This window comes from Tardiphaga sp. 37S4, from assembly GCF_021044645.1.
Taxonomy (GTDB): domain Bacteria; phylum Pseudomonadota; class Alphaproteobacteria; order Rhizobiales; family Xanthobacteraceae; genus Tardiphaga; species Tardiphaga robiniae.
This window is the reverse complement of sequence record NZ_CP088008.1, coordinates 1,337,866-1,355,247: the sequence shown is the minus strand read 5'-3', so window position 1 is coordinate 1,355,247 and position 17,382 is coordinate 1,337,866. Positions and strand designations below refer to the sequence as shown.

Genomic DNA, 17,382 nt, shown 5'->3' with positions numbered 1-17,382 from the left:
CGCGACTAAACGGCCGCCGTCGCACCGATCTGCAGCAGCATCGCCTTGGCGATTTCCTGTTCGCCCATGATCACGACATTGGCGCCGTGATGTTTAAGATGCGCGATCTCCTCTTCGGAATGCGCGCGGGCAATGATCGGCAGTGTGGGGCTGAGGGCGCGCGCCTTGGCGACGATCTGGCCGCCTTCGAAAGCGTCGGGGATGGCGACGAGCAATCCCCTGGCGCCCATCACATTTGCAGCCTGCAACATGTCCGGCGCCGCGGCATTGCCGGTGACGACCTCAACACCTTCCTTCTGCAGACGCTCGACAACGCCCGGCGTGTCCTCGATCACCAGCAGCGGCGTGTTGTTCAAGCGCAGCGCCCTGCTGACTACGCTGCCGACACGACCATGGCCGACCAGCACGACGTGATCCTTGAGTTGCGTCTCCGGCAACGGGACGCGCGTGACCGCTTTCTCCTTGCTGTCCGCAGCTGCCGCTTCACTCGCTGCCGCCGCTTTCGCGTCCTTATCGGCCAGTAGGCGATCGAGCAATGCGAAGAACAGCGGGTTGAGCATGATCGAGATAATCGCGCCGGCGAGCACGAGATCGCGACCGCGATCGGGCAGCAGGCCGAGGCCCACACCGAGACTGACGAGAATGAAGGAGAACTCGCCGATCTGCGCCAGCGAGGCGGAGATCGTCAGCGCCGTCGAGGTCGGATAGCCGAACAGCCGGACGATGCCGAAGGCAGCCGCCGATTTGCCGAACAGGATGATGAACACGGTGGCGAGCAGCGGCAGCGGTTCGCGCAGGATGATCGCCGGATCGACGAGCATACCAACCGAAACGAAAAACAGCACTGCAAACGCGTCGCGCAGCGGCAGCGTCTCATTGGCGGCGCGCTGGCTAAGTTCGGATTCGCTGAGGATCATGCCCGCAAAGAACGCACCGAGTGCGAACGACACGTCGAATACGAGGGCTGCGCCGAAGGCGACCCCGAGCGAGATGGCGAACACCGCAAGACGAAACAGTTCGCGCGACCCGGTATGCGCCACATAGTGCAGCAGCATCGGGATGACGCGGCGGCCGACCACCAGCATGAAGATGACGAAGCCCGCGACCTTGCCGAGCGTGATCAGCACCGGCATCGCCAACGCTGACATGCTGGCACCGTTGCCCTCGCCTTTGAGAAGCCCTGCGATCGCCGGAAGCAGCACCAGCGTCAGCACCATCGCGAGGTCCTCGACAATCAGCCAGCCGATGGCGATGCGGCCGCGCTCGCTGTCCACCAGCCGTCGTTCCTGCAACGCGCGGAGCAGCACGACCGTCGATGCGACGGAGAGCGCGAGGCCGAACACAAGGCCGCCGCCGAACGACCAGCCGAGTGCCTCGCCAAGGCCGATGCCGAGCAGCGTCGCCACGGTGATCTGCACGATGGCGCCGGGGATCGCGATATTCTTGACCGAGAGCAGATCCTTCAGCGAGAAATGCAGGCCGACGCCAAACATCAGCAGGATAATGCCGATTTCCGCGAGTTCATTGGCGATATTCTGGTCCGCCACATAGCCGGGCGTAAATGGGCCCATGAAGACGCCGGCGAGCAGATAGCCGACCAGTGGCGACACGCGAATGCGCTGTGCGATCAGGCCGAGGATGAATGCCAGTACGAGGCCGACGACGACGGTGGAAATCAGCGGGGTGTTATGCTCCATGCCGCTTTTTGCCGCATGGGCGCGTGGGATGCCACCCTTAACGAGGGCTACTCATGGTCGCAGGCGCGAGCGGTCACGTCATCGCGAGATGGGGTTGTGGACCCACACTGCCATTCCGGGGCGCGATCTCAGCGAAGCTGAGAGCGTGAACCTCAGCCATTCCAGTTGGAATGGCGGGGAATCTCGACATAGTAAAACACTACGGGATTCCGGGTTCGCGCCCGCCTGGCGGCGTTCGCGACACCGGAATGACGAGATTAGTTGCCGATCGCCGCTTCGATCGCCGCCAGCGCCGCATCGGCCTTGGCACCATCCGGACCGCCGGCTTGCGCCATATCTGGACGGCCACCGCCGCCCTTACCGCCCAAGGCTTCAGAGGCGAGCTTCACCAGATCGACGGCGCTGAAGCGCTTGGTCAGATCCTCGGTGACGCCGACCACGACGCCGGCCTTGCCGTCTTCACCGACATTGATGATCGCGACCACGCCGGAGCCGAGCTGCTTCTTGCCGGCATCGGCGAGGCTCTTGAGATCCTTCATCTCGATGCCCGACACACTCTTGGCCATCAGCTTGACGTCGCCGACAGTCTTGACGTCTGCGGACGCGCCACCAGCGGCCGATGCGGCAGCGGCAGCACCGCCGCCCATGGCGATGGTCTTCTTCGCCTCGGACAGCTCACGCTCCAGCTTCTTGCGCTCGTCCATCAGCGCAGCGATGCGCGCTGGCATGTCGTCGAGCGTTGTGCGGAGCTCGTTCGCAGCGGTCTTGGCGAGCTGCATCGTCTCGTTGGCGTGATGACGCGCATGATTACCGGTCAGCGCCTCGATGCGGCGCACGCCGGAAGACACTGCGCTTTCGCCGGTGACCGAGATCATGCCGATGTCGCCAGTGCGCCGGACATGGGTGCCGCCGCAAAGTTCGACCGACCAGCCGAGCGCATTGCTGCCGCTATCGCGCGGCATCTTGCCCATGGAGACAACGCGAACTTCGTCGCCGTATTTCTCACCGAACAGTGCGCGTGCGCCCGCCTCGCGCGCATCGTCCACCGCCATCAGGCGCGTGGTGACGGCGTCGTTTTCCAGCACGACATTGTTGGCGATGTCCTCAACGCGGCGGAGCTCGTCGGCCGTGATCGGCTTCTGATGCACGAAATCGAAACGCAGCCGGTCCGGCGCCACGAGCGAGCCGCGCTGCGCGATGTGATCACCGAGCACCTGACGCAGCGCTTCATGCAGCAGATGCGTCGCCGAGTGATTGGCGCGAATCGACGAGCGACGGGTGTGATCGACGTCGAGCGCCAGCGCAGCGCCGACTTTCAGCGTGCCCTGCTCGAGCGTGCCGACATGCACGAACAGATCGCCTGCGCGCTTCTGGGTTTCTGTGACACGGAAGGTTACGCCCTCGCCGGTAATCACACCAGTGTCGCCGACCTGGCCACCGGACTCTGCATAGAACGGCGTCTGGTTGAGAACGATGGCGCCGGTGTCGCCTGCCTTGAGGCTGTCGACTTCTTTGCCATCCTTCACCAGTGCCGCAACCGCACCTTCCGCAGACTCGGTCTCGTAGCCGAGAAATTCCGTCGCACCGAATTTTTCACGCAACTCGAACCAGATCGCTTCGGTCGCGGTCTCGCCGGAGGAAAAGCGCGACGCGCGGGCCTTCTGTTTCTGCTTCTCCATCGCATCGGTGAAGGACGCAATATCGACCGAGATGCCGCGGTTCCGCAGCGCATCCTGGGTCAGATCGAGCGGGAAACCATAGGTGTCGTACAGCGTGAACGCGGTCTCGCCGTCGAACATGTCGCCCTTCTTCAGCGACGCGCTCTTGTCATCGAGAATGCCGAGACCACGATCCAGCGTTTTGCGGAAGCGCGTCTCTTCGAGGCGCAGCGTTTCCTCGATCAGGCTCTCGGCGCGCACCAGCTCCGGATAGGCCTGGCCCATCTCGCGCACCAGCGCCCACACCAGGCGCCACATCAGCGGCTCCTTGGCGCCGAGCAACTGGCCGTGACGCATGGCGCGGCGCATGATCCGGCGCAGCACATAGCCGCGGCCTTCATTCGACGGCAGCACGCCGTCGGCGATCAGGAACGATGAAGCGCGCAGATGGTCGGCGATGACGCGCAGCGAGGCCTTCATCGGACCCTGCGGATCGGCACCGGTGAGATCGGCGATGGCACGGATCAGCGCGACGAACAGATCGATGTCGTAATTGTCGTGCTTGCCCTGCAGCACCGCAGCGATGCGCTCGAGGCCCATGCCGGTGTCGATAGACGGCTTCGGCAGCGAGATGCGGTTGCCCGGCGCCAGCTGGTCAAACTGCATGAAAACGAGATTCCAGATCTCGATGAAGCGGTCGCCGTCTTCATCGGGCGAGCCGGGAGGGCCACCTGGAATCTTGTCGCCATGGTCGAAGAAGATTTCCGAACACGGACCGCAGGGGCCGGTATCGCCCATCTGCCAGAAATTGTCCGAGGTCGGGATGCGGATGATCTTGGAATCCGGCAGGCCGATCTTCTTCCACAGCGCGAAGGCTTCATCGTCCTCGGAATAGACGGTGACCAGCAGGCGATCCTTCGCCAGACCGTATTCTTTGGTGATCAGGTTCCAGGCCAGCTCGATCGCGCGTTCCTTGAAGTAATCGCCGAACGAGAAGTTACCGAGCATCTCGAAAAAGGTGTGATGGCGCGCGGTATAGCCGACATTGTCGAGGTCGTTATGCTTGCCGCCGGCACGGACGCATTTCTGCGACGTCGTCGCGCGCTGATAAGGCCGCTTCTCGACGCCGGTAAAAACGTTCTTGAACTGCACCATGCCGGCATTGGTGAACATCAGCGTGGGGTCGTTGCGCGGCACCAGCGGCGACGACGACACGATGTCGTGGCCATTCGCCGCGAAGTAATTCAGAAATGCCGACCTGATCTCGTTAACGCCGCTCATATCAGTCCCATTGCGCCCAAGACTTGTTACGTTCAAGACTTGGCGCCTAAAAATCGCCCACGGCCAAATTGTTTGAAGATTTGCCGCCGGCCAATGCCACAACCGGTTGCTTTTAGACCGGCGGGACTAGGGCTGTCCAGAAACTGTGCAAGGGGATGACAAGGGATCATTCAAGCGGATCAGGGGCTTGCCGCAGCAGCACAGGGCCGTTGATAGGTGCCGGAACCGCGTTGACAGATTCAGGGAACGCATGCTCTTGTGCCGGCGTTGAAAGACGTCACGTCGGGAGAGACCGGCCCGTTTGGGCCGGCGCCGAAGGAGCAACCGCCCCGGAAACTCTCAGGCAAAAGGACCGCGTGACAGGTTAGCATCTGGAAAGAGATGCCTTTGAGCCCGAATGGGCCAATGGCGTCCGCCGACGGGATAATACTCTCAGGCACAGCGACAGATGGGGCTCGTACAGGCACTCCGGGAATGGTCCCGGGGAACCGCGAGGACCCGTCACCATGCTAGCGACCGATAAACCCTCAACTTTGAAACAAACGCCGCTGCACGCCCTCCACATCGCCCGTGGCGGCAAGATGGTGCCCTTCGCCGGTTATGACATGCCGGTGCAATTCGGCACCGGCGTGCTGAAGGAGCATCTCCAGACCCGCGCGGCCGCGGGACTGTTCGATGTTTCCCATATGGGCCAGCTCGCCTTGCGGGCGAAGTCCGGCAAACTCGAAGATGCGGCCTTGGCGCTCGAGAAGCTGGTGCCGATGGACATTCTGGCGCTGGCACCGGGGCGTCAGCGTTATGCCCAGTTCACCAATGAGGGCGGCGGCATTCTCGACGACCTGATGGTGGCGAATTTCGGCGATCACCTGTTTCTGGTGGTCAACGCCGCCTGCAAGGACGAGGACGAGGCGCATCTGCGCGCGCATCTCTCCGACAGCTGCATTATCGAAACCCTGCCCGACCGTGCACTGATCGCCCTGCAAGGGCCAAAGGCCGCGGATGTGCTGGCAAAATTCTGTCCCGAAGCACCTGTGATGAAGTTCATGGATGCCGGCCCGCATCAGGTGAACGGCATTGCCTGCTTCGTCTCACGCTCCGGCTATACGGGTGAAGACGGCTACGAGATCTCGATCCCGAACGATCAAGCCGAGGCCCTTACCTCCGCCTTGCTCGATCATGCCGACGTCCTGCCGATTGGCCTCGGCGCCCGCGACAGCCTGCGTCTCGAAGCCGGGCTGTGCCTCTACGGCCATGACATCGACACGACGACCACGCCCATCGAAGGCGGGTTGAACTGGTCGATCCAGAAGAGCCGCCGGACCGGCGGCGCCCGCGCCGGCGGTTTTCTCGGCAGCGACAAGATCTTGGCGCAGCTCGATGGCGGCGCGCCGCGTAAGCGCATCGGCCTGCTGCCGGAAGGCCGCGCGCCAGTGCGCGAAGGTGTGTTGCTGTTTGCGGATGCGACCTCCACCGAATCGATCGGCAGCGTCACCTCGGGCGGTTTCGGCCCCAGTCTCGGCGCGCCAATTGCAATGGGCTATCTGCCCAGCGCGCAGGCAGCCGACGGCACCACCGTCTATGCCGAGCTTCGCGGCCAGCGCATGCCGATGAAAGTGTCACCCATGCCCTTCGTCCCCCACAGCTACAAGCGTTGAGGAACTGACCCATGACCACCCTGTACACCGAAGACCACGAATGGCTGCAGATTGACGGCGACGTCGTCACCGTCGGCATCACCGACTACGCGCAGTCACAGCTCGGCGACGTCGTGTTCGTCGAACTGCCCAAAGTGGGCCGCGCGCTGAAGAAGACCGAAGCCGCCGCCGTGGTCGAATCGGTCAAGGCCGCCTCCGATGTCTATGCGCCGATCACCGGCGAGGTCGTCGAGATCAACGACGCGCTCGCAGCCGAGCCCGCACTGGTGAATTCCGATGCCGACGGCAAGGCGTGGTTCTTCAAGCTCAAACTCGCCGACAAGAGCGAGCTCGAAGGCCTGATGGATGCCGACGCCTACAAAGCCCACACCGCCTAGTCGTCATGCCCGGCGAATGCCGGGCATGACGACTTCTGAAATTCGTTCGAGGAACAACAGATGACCCTGAACAAATCTTCCGGCGACGTCGCCACCGATTTCGTCCGCCGCCATATCGGCCCTTCGCAAGCCGATATTCGTGTGATGCTTGAAGCGGTCGGCGCGAAAAGCCTGTCCGCACTGATGGGCGAGACGCTCCCTGCCTCGATTCGCCAGAAGGCGCCGCTCGATCTCGGCCGCGCGCTCAGCGAAACCGAGGCGCTGGCGCATATGACCGAGATGGCGGCCAAGAACGCGGTGTTCACGTCGCTGATCGGCCAAGGCTATTCCGGCACGGTTCTGCCGACGGTGATCCAGCGCAACATCCTGGAGAACCCGGCCTGGTACACGGCCTATACGCCGTATCAGCCGGAGATCAGTCAGGGCCGACTCGAGGCGCTGTTCAACTTCCAGACCATGATCTGTGACCTCACCAGTCTCGACGTCGCCAATGCATCGCTGCTCGATGAAGCGACCGCTGCTGCGGAAGCCATGGCGCTGGCCGAGCGCGCCTCAAACGTTCAGACCAAGACCTTCTTCGTCGACCATGAAGTTCATCCGCAGACCCTCGCGGTGCTGCGTACCCGCGCCGAGCCGCTCGGCTGGAAGCTTCAGATCGGCAATCCGCTGACCGATCTCGACAAGGCCGATGTGTTCGGCGCGATCCTGCAATATCCTGGCACCACGGGCATCGTGCGCGATTTCAAGCCGGCCATCACGGCGCTTAAAGCGAAGGGCGCGCTTGCCATCGTCGCCGCCGACCTGCTGGCGCTGACGCTTTTGGCCTCGCCAGGCGAACTCGGCGCAGACATCGCGATCGGCTCGGCGCAGCGCTTCGGCGTGCCGATGGGCTATGGCGGTCCGCATGCCGGCTACATGTCGGTGCGCGACGCGATCAAACGCTCGATCCCGGGCCGTCTCGTCGGCCTCTCCATTGATTCCCGCGGCGAGCCCGCCTATCGCCTGGCGCTGCAGACCCGCGAACAGCATATCCGCCGCGAGAAGGCGACGTCGAATATCTGCACCGCGCAGGTGCTGCTCGCCGTCATCGCGTCGATGTATGCGGTCTATCACGGCCCCGAAGGCCTCAAACACATCGCCCGCACGGTCCATCGTCGCACACTGGTGCTGGCCGCTGGCCTCAAGAAGCTTGGCTTCGCGCCTGAGAGCGAAGCCTTCTTCGACACGCTGACCGTGACCGTCGGCGACAAGCGCGAGGGCATCATTGCCGCTGCCCAGGACGAGAAGATCAACCTGCGCATCGGTGACGGCACGATCGGCATCGCGCTCGACGAGACCACGACGCCGGAAACCGTCGAAGCCATCTGGCGCGCCTTCGGCGGCAAGCTTGGCTATTCAGACGTCGAGCATGGCGTCAGCGACGCCCTGCCCGCCTCGCTGAAGCGCAGCTCGGCCTTCCTCACCCATCCCGTCTTCCACAGCCATCGCTCCGAGACCGAACTCCTGCGTTACATGCGGAAGCTCTCGGATCGCGATCTGGCGCTCGACCGCGCGATGATCCCGCTCGGCTCCTGCACCATGAAGCTGAACGCGACGACTGAGATGATGCCGTTGACGTGGCCCGCCTGGGGCTCGCTGCATCCATTCGTGCCCCGCGAACAGGCCGCCGGCTATCACCAGCTTTTCGCGACACTGGAAAAGTGGCTGTGCGACATCACTGGCTACGACGCCGTATCGCTGCAGCCCAATTCCGGCGCGCAAGGCGAATATGCCGGCCTGCTCGCGATCCGCGCCTATCACGCGGCGCGCGGCGACAGCCATCGCAATATCTGCCTGATCCCGTCATCGGCGCACGGCACCAACCCTGCCTCGGCCAGCATGGTCAATATGGACGTGGTTGTCGTCGCCTGCGACAAGCGCGGTGACGTCGACGTCAACGACCTTCGCGTCAAGGCGGAGAAGCATGCCGCCAATCTCGCGGCAATCATGATCACCTATCCGTCGACCCACGGCGTGTTCGAGGAACATATCCGCGAGATCTGCGAGATCGTCCACGCCAATGGCGGTCAGGTCTATCTCGACGGCGCCAACATGAATGCGCAGGTCGGCCTGTCGCGGCCCGGTGACTACGGCGCCGACGTCAGCCATCTCAACCTGCACAAGACCTTCTGCATCCCGCATGGCGGCGGCGGCCCCGGCATGGGCCCGATCGGCGTCAAGGCGCATCTGGCGCCCTATTTGCCCGGTCATCCCTCGGCCAACGGCGATGTGCCGGTGGGTCCGGTCTCCGCCGCGCCCTACGGTTCGGCGTCGATCCTGACAATCTCCTACATCTACATCCTGATGATGGGTGGTGCAGGCCTCACCTCCGCCACCGAACTCGCGATCCTTAACGCGAACTACATCGCCACGCGACTACATCCGCATTTCCCGGTGCTGTATCGCAACGAAAAGGGACGCGTGGCGCATGAATGCATCATCGATCCGCGCGCATTCAAGACGTCCGCCGGCGTCACCGTCGACGATATCGCCAAGCGCCTGATCGACTACGGTTTCCATGCGCCGACCATGAGCTTTCCTGTCGTGGGGACGCTGATGATCGAGCCGACGGAATCGGAATCGAAACTCGAACTCGATCGGTTCTGTGAGGCGATGATCGCGATCCGCAAGGAGATCACGGATATCGAGAGCGGTCGCTGGAACGTCGAGGCATCGCCGCTGCGGCACGCGCCGCATACGGTGCACGACATCGCCGAAGATGACTGGAAGCGCGCTTATACCCGCGCGGAAGGCTGCTTCCCGGCTGGGACCTCACGCACCGACAAATACTGGTGCCCGGTCGGCCGCGTCGACAACGTCTATGGCGACCGCAATCTGGTGTGCTCGTGTCCGCCGATGGAAGACTACGCACAGGCCGCGGAGTGAAATGAGAAGTGCCACCCGCAATGTGCGGGTGGCGCTTTTCAATTACGCCGCCGCAGCCAGATTGACCGCTGATTTCGCCAGCACCGACAGTGATTCATCGGTCTTCTTTTCCTGATTGAGCGTCTCGTCGAGCAGCCGCACCGCGTCCTTCATGCCGAGTTCCGTGGCCCAGGCCTTCAAGGTGCCATAGCGCGAGATCTCATAGTGTTCGACGGCCTGTGCCGCAGCAAGCAGGCCGGCATCGAGCGAACTCGTCCCCTTGTACTCGTCCATGATCTCCTTGCCTTCGTCGAGGATACCCAGGATGGCGTCGCAGGTCTTGCCGCGGGCGGGTTTGTCGAGCAGCTCGAATATCTGTTCCAGGCGCTCGACCTGGCCTTCGGTTTCGTCGTGATGCTTTTCGAAAGCGGCGCGCAATTTGTCCGAGGTTGCGGCCTTGGCCATCTTCGGCAGGGCCTTCAGGATCTGCTTTTCCGCGAAATAGATATCCTTGAGCGTATCGAGGAAGAGGTCGTTGAGGTCTTTGTCTTTGGTCGCCATGACGCGCACTCCGTTAAGCCAGGGGTTGTTTCCCGCGGCTCAACGTCACCTGTTGTGTCTTGTTCCTGAGGTTGTGACGCAACTATTAAAAATCGTTGCGTGGACGCCCGCTGTCAGGCCGCCAGCGTGGTCTCCACCAGCTTCACCCAATAGGACGTGCCGTAAACGATGGCGTCGTCGTTGAAATTATAGGCGGGGTGGTGCAGCCCAGCGCTGTCGCCGTTTCCGCAGAAGATGAAGGCGCCGGGGCGCGCTTCCAGCATATAAGCGAAGTCTTCGGCGCCCATCACCGGCGGCATGTCCACATTGACCTTCTCAGCCCCGGAGATTTCGCTGGCGACCCGCACCGCCATGTCGGTCTCGGCGCGGTGGTTGACCACGACGGGATAGCCGCGGTCATAGTCGAGCACGATCTTCGCACCGGTCTGCAGCGCGACGCCGTTGACCACCTCGTTCATGCGCTTCTCCATGAGATCGCGCACTTCGGCGTTCAACGTTCGCACGGTGCCGCGCAGTTCAGCGGTCGCCGGGATGACGTTGCTGGCATGCCCGGCATGGAATTCACAGATCGACAGCACCGCGGATTCCAGGGGATTGACGGTGCGCGACACGATCGTCTGCAGCGCCATCACGAGCTGCGAGCCGACCAGCACGGAATCGATGGTCTTGTGCGGATAGGCGGCATGGCCACCCTTGCCCTCGATCTGGATTGAGATGCGGTCCATCGCCGCCATGATCGGACCCGGACGCAGCGCGAAGGAGCCGACCGGCATGCCGGGATTGTTGTGCATGCCGTAGACCTGATCGATCTTGAAACGGTCCATCAAGCCATCCTTGATCATCGCCGCAGCGCCCGCACCGCCCTCTTCGGCCGGCTGGAAGATGACGACGGCATCGCCAGCGAAATTGCGTGTTTCGGCGAGATATTGCGCCGCGCCCAGCAGCATGGACGTGTGGCCATCGTGACCGCAGGCATGCATCTTGCCGGGGGTCTTCGAGGCGTAAGGCAGATTGGTCTCTTCCTCGATCGGCAGCGCGTCCATGTCGGCGCGCAGCCCGATCACCTTGTGCTCGCCCGAGGCCGGCTTGCGGCCCCTGATGACGCCCACGACACCCGTTCGTCCCAGGCCCGTCACAACTTCGTCGCAACCGAACTCCTTCAGTCGTTCCGCCACGAAGCCCGCGGTCCGGTGCACGTCATACATCAGCTCGGGATGGGCATGCAGGTCACGGCGCCAGGCCATGATTTCCGGTTGCAGATCGGCGACACGATTGATGATGGGCATGGGTCAAGGTCTCGATGCGGTGGAACGGCGATATCCTTGTCTAGCATGTCGCGTGCCAACGGCCCACCCCACCGGCCCCATCACACGCTGTACAGACGCCCGCCGCCTCGTTAATCCCTTTCGGCACGGCAGGTGAGACCGTGAAACGGATGCGGCAGGGAAACGATGACGACACGGCTCGAGGGTGATTTCGATTATATCGTGGTTGGTGCGGGTACCGCCGGTTGCATCGTCGCCAATCGCCTTTCGGCAGATCCCGGCAAGCGCGTCCTCATCCTGGAGGCCGGCGGCAACGACAACTGGATCTGGTTTCACATTCCGGTGGGCTACCTCTTTGCCATCGGCAATCCCCGCTCCGACTGGATGTTTCGCACCGAGCCGGAGCCCGGCCTCAATGGCCGCGCGCTGGCCTATCCGCGCGGCAAGGTGATCGGTGGCTCCTCCGCGATCAATGCCATGATCTCGATGCGCGGCCAGGCGGCCGACTACGATCACTGGCGCCAGCTCGGCCTCAATGGCTGGGGCTATGACGATGTGCTCCCGGCGTTCAAGACATTGGAAGATCATTTCCTTGGCGCCAGCGAACACCATGGCGCAGGCGGCGGCTGGCGCATCGAAGAACCACGGCTGTCGTGGAAGGTACTCGACGCCGTCGGCAATGCTGCGGCTGAAATGGGCATTCGCAAGACCGCCGATTTCAACACCGGCGACAATGAAGGCATCGGCTATTTTCACGTCAACCAGAAGCGCGGTCGGCGCTGGTCGTCGGCCCGCGGCTTTCTCAAGCCCGCACTGCACCGCCCGAACCTGCGGCTCGAAACCAAGGTGATGGTCGATCGCCTGATCGTCGAAAACGGCCGCGCCGTCGGCGTACGCTTCACCCAGAACGGCCAAGAGATCGAGGCACGCGCCAGGGGTGAAGTCGTCCTGTGTGCTGGCGCGGTTGGCTCGCCGCATCTGTTGCAGCGCTCCGGCATCGGACCCGCGGAGTGGCTGTCCGCCGCTGGTGTCGACATCACACTCGATCGTCAGGGCGTCGGTCGTAACCTGCAGGACCACCTGCAGCAGCGCGCGATTTACAAGGTCTCCGGCGTGCGCACGCTGAACGAGACCTACTACAATCTGTTCCGCCGTGGCTGGATGGGCGTCGATTACGCGCTTCGCCGCCGCGGGCCGCTCACCATGGCGCCATCGCAGCTTGGCATCTTCACGCGCTCCGATGCCCATCGCGAACGCGCCAACATCCAGTTTCACGTGCAGCCGCTCTCGCTCGACAAATTCGGCGATCCGCTGCATCGCTTTCCGGCGATCACCATTGCTGCCTGCAATCTGCAGCCGACATCGCGCGGCGAGATCAAACTGCGCTCGGCGAAGCCCGATGACGCACCCGCAATTGCTCCCCACTACCTCTCGACAGACGACGACCGTCAGGTTGCTGCCGATGCGATCCGCGTGACACGCAGGTTGATGAAGCAGCAGGCGCTCGCCGCCTATCATCCCGAAGAATATCTGCCGGGGCCATCGGTTGGCGACGATGCGGCGTCCCTGGCCAAGGCCGCCGGCGATATCGGCACCACCATCTTCCATCCTGTCGGGACCGCGAAGATGGGCACAGCCTCGGACCCGATGGCCGTGGTGGACGAGCGGCTGCGCTTTTACGGGATCTCCGGATTGCGCGTCGTGGACGCCTCGGTGATGCCGACGATTACATCGGGCAATACCAACACGCCAACCGCAATGATCGCGGAAAAAGGCGCGTCGATGATCATCACGGATTCGCGATAACCTCATTTCGCGGGAATAAACACCCGCCATCTCCGATCCAGTCCCCATAGCCCAATGCAGGGCGATGGAGATTGGCGATGAGTGCATTCGATCACGATCATTCCCAGGACGACCCGAGACTTAGCCGTCGAAAGGTATTGGAATGCATGACGTGGGCCGGCACCGGCGTGCTCTGGAGCATTTCCGGTGGCGTCCCGCACGCCCTTGGACTCATTGATTCAGCACAAGCGGCAGAGCCCACCGGCCTGACGTTCCTGCAGATTAGCGACAGCCATATTGGCTTCGACAAGCCCGCCAATCCCAATGCCATCGGCACGCTCGAGGAAGCCATCGGCCGGATCAAAGCCATGCCGGTCAAGCCGTCGTTCATGATCCATACCGGCGATATCAGCCACCTCTCCAAGGCCTCCGAATTCGACGATGCCGACCGCATCATCTCGCAAGCGCGGCTCGATGTGCATTACGTCCCCGGCGAGCATGATTTCATCGACGAAGAGGTCAAGCTCTACCGCGAGCGCTACGGACGCGGGACCAAGGGCTCCGGCTGGTATTCCTTCGACGCAAGCGGCGTACACTTCATCGGGCTCGTGAACGTCGTCGATCTCAAAGCGGGCGGACTTGGAAACCTCGGCGCCGAACAACTCGCGTGGCTGGAAGACGATCTTCGCGGCCGATCAAAATCGACACCTATCGTGGTGTTTGCGCATATTCCACTCTGGACCGTTTATCCGACCTGGGGATGGGGCACCGAAGACGGTGCGCGCGCGCTGGACTACCTCAAGGGCTTCGGCTCGGTCACGGTGCTGAACGGCCATATCCATCAGGTGATGCAGAAAGTGGAAGGCAACGTCACGTTCCACACCGCACGCTCAACTGCGTTCCCACAACCGGCACCGGGGACTGCGCCCTCACCCGGCCCCATGAAGGTGCCCGACGACAAATTACGCGGCCTGCTGGGCATCGCCAGCATCATCTTCAAACCCGGCGATGAACGCCTCGCCATCATCGATACCCCGTTGCAAGGCTGAGGGCATCGCAACATGACATCCGTCGCCTTACGCAACATCTGCATCCGTGTCACCGTTCTTGCCGTCATGACCGCTTGCATGACAGCGGCGCGGTGCGAAGACCTAGCGGTGATGATCGACAACTTCACCTTCGAGCCGGCGCAGCTCACCATCAAGGTCGGCACGACCGTCACCTGGAAGAACCGAGACGACATCCCGCACGCCGTGGTCTCAGCCGGAAAATTCAGGTCGAAAACACTCGACACTGACGACAGCTATTCCTTCACGTTCACGTCACCGGGTGACTACACGTATTTTTGCTCGCTGCATCCGCATATGACGGGGATGATCAAGGTTGAGTAGCAACCAAAACCAAGGCATCACAACGATGCCCGGCCTCTGGAAACCCGGCGGCCGGGCGTCGGCCGGCAAGGACAAGTCGATGCCAGCGCACAGAGCTGACGACGATGGCGAAAGGACGCGCCGTTTTCGCGACGCCGCGCTGCCATGCCTCGACGACGTCTATACGCTGGCCCGCTATCTGCTGCGCGATGCTGACGCCGCCGAAGACGCCGTCCAGGAATGCTATCTGCGCGCGCTGAAACATTTCGACAGCTATCGTGGCCCTGCAATCAAACCATGGCTGTTCGCCATCCTGCGCAATATCTGCCATGCGGAGTTCGCCCGTCGCATGAACTCACCAACCGCGATCGCCGAAATCGCCGAGGCAGAGTCGCAGGAAGCGCCGCCGCTCTGGCATGAGGCACAAGCTTCACCGGAGGCGGAATTGCTCCGACGTCGCGATGCCACGACGATCCAGCGTCTCGTAAGCGCGCTTGCCGAACCATTCAGGGAAATCCTCGTGCTGCGAGAAATGCAAAACCTGTCTTACCGGGAGATTTCCGACATCGTCGGCGCGCCCATCGGCACCGTGATGTCACGCCTCGCCCGCGCACGCGCGATGCTCCGGATCGCGTGGATGGCTGAAGAGGAGCCGTACAAATGACCTGCGACGAGGCCGAGATTCTTCTTCACGCATTGCTCGATGACGAGCTCGACGCCGGGCATGTCCGTGAGGTCGAGGCGCACATTGCCACGTGCCAGCGCTGCGCTGCTCAACTGAACGCCTATCGCGACATGCGATCCGCAATGACCACCAGCGATCTGCATTTTACGGCGCCTCCACAGCTACGCCAGCGCATCGAGGCGGCGCTCCCCAAGGCTCACACGCCAAATCGTCGCGCCGTGCTGAAAGGCTTCGCGATGGGATCGGTGTTGTCTGCTGTAGCTGCGACCGGCCTCGTCGTCGTCGTACTTCGCCATGAAGACGAGCAGCGCATTCTTTCGGAGGTGGTGTCGGCACATCTGCGCGCGCTGCAGGCCGGACATCTCACCGATGTACTTTCCACCGATCAGCATACGGTGAAGCCCTGGTTCAATGGTCGGCTTGACGTGGCGCCGCCGGTTGTCGATCTCACTGCGCAGGGTTTCACGCTCATCGGCGGGCGGCTTGATTATGTCAATGGACGAGCGATCGGTGCCATCGTCTACCGGCGGCGCACCCATGTGATCAATCTGTTCGTTGCACAGACGACAAATGCAGAATCACGGATGGCCAAGATCGAGACCGTTCAGGGCTTCAACATTCGCCACTGGAGCGAGCGCGGCCTGACCTACTGGGCGGTCAGCGATTTGAATGCCGATGAACTTGCTGATTTCGGCAGCAAGGTCGAACTTGCAACGGGAGCGAGCTGAAACCTAGGCTGACTTCCGCACGGCGTTGTCGACCAGCGTCTTGCCGAGCGACCAGATCGCACCAGGAACCTTATGGCTATCGGCGATCACGGTACGGAACGAGTTCTCGATCCACTTTCCGTCGTCCTCGGTGACCACCAGCGGCGGCAGTAGCTTGATCGTGTGACTGCCGTGGCCGGAGACCTGGGTCAGGATCTTCTGCTCCTTGAACAGCGGCACGGTGATCAACTGGCAAAACAGGCCTTTGCTGGCCGACTCCAGGATGTTCCACGATGCCTTGAGGCGCAGCGACTTCGGCGGGCCGAATTCGACACCGATCATCAGGCCCTTACCGCGTACTTCCTTCAGAAGCTCGAATTCGGGAATCATGTTCTGCAGAGCGAGCCGCAATTCGGCACCGCGCTTGGCCGCGTTCTCGACCAGCTTCTCATGCTTCATGATCTCCAGCGTAGCAATACCGGCGGCCATCGCCAGATCGTTCTTGCCGAAGGTCGAACCATGGACCAGCGAGCGATCCATCCGGTTGAAGATCTTGTCGAAGATGCTTTTTCGCGTCAGCAGCGCACCAACAGGAACATGACCTCCCGACAAGGCCTTTGCGAGAAGGATCATGTCGGGCTCGACATTCCAGTGCTCGATCGCCAGAAATTTTCCGGTGCGTCCGAGGCCGGTCTGGATTTCATCGGCGATGAACAGCGTGCCGTATTTGCGGCACAGCGCAGCGGCGCCCGACAGGAATTCGTCGGTGGGCAGGTTGACGCCTTTGCCCTGGATCGGTTCGACGATGAAGCCGGCAACCTGCTTGGACGATAGCGCCTTCTCCAGCGCTTCGAGGTCGTTGAATGGCACCGTGGTGCAGCCCGAGAGCAGCGGGCCGAAGCCGGTGCGGAAATTGGTGTCGTCGGTCAGCGACAGCGCGCCATAGGTCAGTCCGTGATAGGCGTGATCGCAATATACGATCCCGTCGCGGCCGGTCGCATTGCGAGCAAATTTGATCGCCGCCTCGACGGTTTCCGCGCCCGAGTTCGCGAAAAACACCTTGTCCATATAGGGGACGTTTTCCAGCAGCTTCTCTGAGAGGATACCTGCGAGTGTGGAAACATCCATTTGCACCAAATTGGGCATGTCGGCGTCGAGCACGCTTTTGAGCGCATTCCGCATCACCGGATGGTTCCGGCCAATCGCAAAAACGCCAAATCCGCTCAGTAGATCGAGATAACGGGCGCCGTCCCGGTCGAACAAATACTGGCCGATGCCTCGCTGAAAGCCAACGTCATATCCGATGGTCTTGAGGACTCGAACGAGCTGTTCATTAAGATGGCGCGTATGCATCGAGCTACGCTGCGCCTCCCGTTCAACAAACATCTCGGAAACGTCTAGATTCGGATATACCATGAGTTACATACGTCGGTTGAT

General features: G+C 62.2%; 13 protein-coding genes and 1 riboswitch. Of the genes, 8 read left to right on the top strand and 5 right to left on the bottom strand.

The window, feature by feature from the left end:
- Positions 1-5: 5 nt before the first annotated feature.
- Both ybaL and alaS read right to left on the bottom strand, forming a co-directional pair.
- Complete coding sequence (gene ybaL, locus LPB73_RS06370) at positions 6-1,697, bottom strand: YbaL family putative K(+) efflux transporter (RefSeq protein WP_231080010.1); 1,692 nt, start codon at positions 1,695-1,697, stop codon at positions 6-8.
- A gap of 257 nt (positions 1,698-1,954) precedes the next feature.
- Positions 1,955-4,636, bottom strand: coding sequence for an alanine--tRNA ligase (gene alaS, locus LPB73_RS06365; RefSeq protein ID WP_231080009.1), 2,682 nt, complete (start codon positions 4,634-4,636; stop codon positions 1,955-1,957).
- A 272-nt stretch (positions 4,637-4,908) separates the two neighbouring features.
- A riboswitch (glycine riboswitch) is annotated at positions 4,909-5,001 on the top strand.
- 141 nt (positions 5,002-5,142) lie between these two features.
- Between alaS and gcvT the strand changes: the two genes are divergently transcribed.
- From gcvT to gcvP, 3 genes are read left to right on the top strand one after another with little or no spacing between them, the layout of a single operon-like run.
- On the top strand, positions 5,143-6,291 hold the full coding sequence (gene gcvT / locus LPB73_RS06360; RefSeq protein WP_231080008.1) for a glycine cleavage system aminomethyltransferase GcvT: 1,149 nt from the start codon (positions 5,143-5,145) through the stop codon (positions 6,289-6,291).
- 11 nt (positions 6,292-6,302) lie between these two features.
- Positions 6,303-6,668 (top strand): glycine cleavage system protein GcvH, encoded by a 366-nt coding sequence (gene gcvH / locus LPB73_RS06355; RefSeq protein ID WP_231080007.1) that lies wholly within the window; start codon positions 6,303-6,305, stop codon positions 6,666-6,668.
- A gap of 60 nt (positions 6,669-6,728) precedes the next feature.
- The gene (gene gcvP, locus LPB73_RS06350; RefSeq protein ID WP_231080006.1) at positions 6,729-9,593 is read left to right on the top strand and encodes an aminomethyl-transferring glycine dehydrogenase; all 2,865 of its coding nucleotides are present in this window, start codon (positions 6,729-6,731) and stop codon (positions 9,591-9,593) included.
- 42 nt (positions 9,594-9,635) lie between these two features.
- Here the strand turns inward: gcvP and LPB73_RS06345 are convergent, their stop codons facing one another.
- Positions 9,636-10,133 carry a ferritin-like domain-containing protein gene (locus LPB73_RS06345; protein ID WP_089265675.1) on the bottom strand — a complete coding sequence of 166 codons (498 nt, stop codon included), beginning with the start codon at positions 10,131-10,133 and terminating at the stop codon, positions 9,636-9,638.
- A 113-nt stretch (positions 10,134-10,246) separates the two neighbouring features.
- Positions 10,247-11,419, bottom strand: coding sequence for a M20 aminoacylase family protein (locus LPB73_RS06340; RefSeq protein WP_089265062.1), 1,173 nt, complete (start codon positions 11,417-11,419; stop codon positions 10,247-10,249).
- Between the two features lie 165 nt (positions 11,420-11,584).
- On the opposite strand from LPB73_RS06340, the gene LPB73_RS06335 reads away from it, so the two are divergent.
- The 5 genes from LPB73_RS06335 to LPB73_RS06315 all read left to right on the top strand — a co-directional run bounded on the left by LPB73_RS06335 (position 11,585) and on the right by LPB73_RS06315 (position 15,966).
- Positions 11,585-13,204 carry a GMC family oxidoreductase gene (locus LPB73_RS06335; protein WP_093756521.1) on the top strand — a complete coding sequence of 540 codons (1,620 nt, stop codon included), beginning with the start codon at positions 11,585-11,587 and terminating at the stop codon, positions 13,202-13,204.
- Positions 13,205-13,281: 77 nt separating this feature from the next.
- Positions 13,282-14,232, top strand: coding sequence for a metallophosphoesterase family protein (locus tag LPB73_RS06330; protein WP_231080005.1), 951 nt, complete (start codon positions 13,282-13,284; stop codon positions 14,230-14,232).
- A 12-nt stretch (positions 14,233-14,244) separates the two neighbouring features.
- Positions 14,245-14,574: a cupredoxin domain-containing protein gene (locus tag LPB73_RS06325; RefSeq protein ID WP_231080004.1), complete on the top strand. Its 330-nt coding sequence runs from the start codon at positions 14,245-14,247 to the stop codon at positions 14,572-14,574.
- Between the two features lie 79 nt (positions 14,575-14,653).
- Positions 14,654-15,217: a sigma-70 family RNA polymerase sigma factor gene (locus LPB73_RS06320; protein WP_231080003.1), complete on the top strand. Its 564-nt coding sequence runs from the start codon at positions 14,654-14,656 to the stop codon at positions 15,215-15,217.
- A complete protein-coding gene (locus tag LPB73_RS06315) occupies positions 15,214-15,966 on the top strand; it encodes an anti-sigma factor family protein (protein ID WP_231080002.1) in 753 nt (250 codons plus the stop codon). Before LPB73_RS06320 ends, LPB73_RS06315 begins: the two co-directional genes overlap by 4 nt.
- A 3-nt stretch (positions 15,967-15,969) precedes the next feature.
- Here LPB73_RS06315 and hpnO read toward each other — a convergent pair whose 3' ends face one another.
- On the bottom strand, positions 15,970-17,361 hold the full coding sequence (gene hpnO / locus LPB73_RS06310) for an aminobacteriohopanetriol synthase HpnO (protein WP_089265067.1): 1,392 nt from the start codon (positions 17,359-17,361) through the stop codon (positions 15,970-15,972).
- Positions 17,362-17,382: the final 21 nt, after the last annotated feature.

Bases quoted from the DNA above. Each gene is read 5' to 3' on its own strand.
- ybaL (WP_231080010.1), bottom strand. From the start codon at position 1,697: ATGGAGCATAACACCCCGCTGATTTCCACCGTCGTCGTCGGCCTCGTA.
- alaS (WP_231080009.1), bottom strand. From the start codon at position 4,636: ATGAGCGGCGTTAACGAGATCAGGTCGGCATTTCTGAATTACTTCGCG.
- gcvT (WP_231080008.1), top strand. From the start codon at position 5,143: ATGCTAGCGACCGATAAACCCTCAACTTTGAAACAAACGCCGCTGCAC.
- gcvH (WP_231080007.1), top strand. From the start codon at position 6,303: ATGACCACCCTGTACACCGAAGACCACGAATGGCTGCAGATTGACGGC.
- gcvP (WP_231080006.1), top strand. From the start codon at position 6,729: ATGACCCTGAACAAATCTTCCGGCGACGTCGCCACCGATTTCGTCCGC.
- LPB73_RS06345 (WP_089265675.1), bottom strand. From the start codon at position 10,133: ATGGCGACCAAAGACAAAGACCTCAACGACCTCTTCCTCGATACGCTC.
- LPB73_RS06340 (WP_089265062.1), bottom strand. From the start codon at position 11,419: ATGCCCATCATCAATCGTGTCGCCGATCTGCAACCGGAAATCATGGCC.
- LPB73_RS06335 (WP_093756521.1), top strand. From the start codon at position 11,585: ATGACGACACGGCTCGAGGGTGATTTCGATTATATCGTGGTTGGTGCG.
- LPB73_RS06330 (WP_231080005.1), top strand. From the start codon at position 13,282: ATGAGTGCATTCGATCACGATCATTCCCAGGACGACCCGAGACTTAGC.
- LPB73_RS06325 (WP_231080004.1), top strand. From the start codon at position 14,245: ATGACATCCGTCGCCTTACGCAACATCTGCATCCGTGTCACCGTTCTT.
- LPB73_RS06320 (WP_231080003.1), top strand. From the start codon at position 14,654: ATGCCAGCGCACAGAGCTGACGACGATGGCGAAAGGACGCGCCGTTTT.
- LPB73_RS06315 (WP_231080002.1), top strand. From the start codon at position 15,214: ATGACCTGCGACGAGGCCGAGATTCTTCTTCACGCATTGCTCGATGAC.
- hpnO (WP_089265067.1), bottom strand. From the start codon at position 17,361: ATGGTATATCCGAATCTAGACGTTTCCGAGATGTTTGTTGAACGGGAG.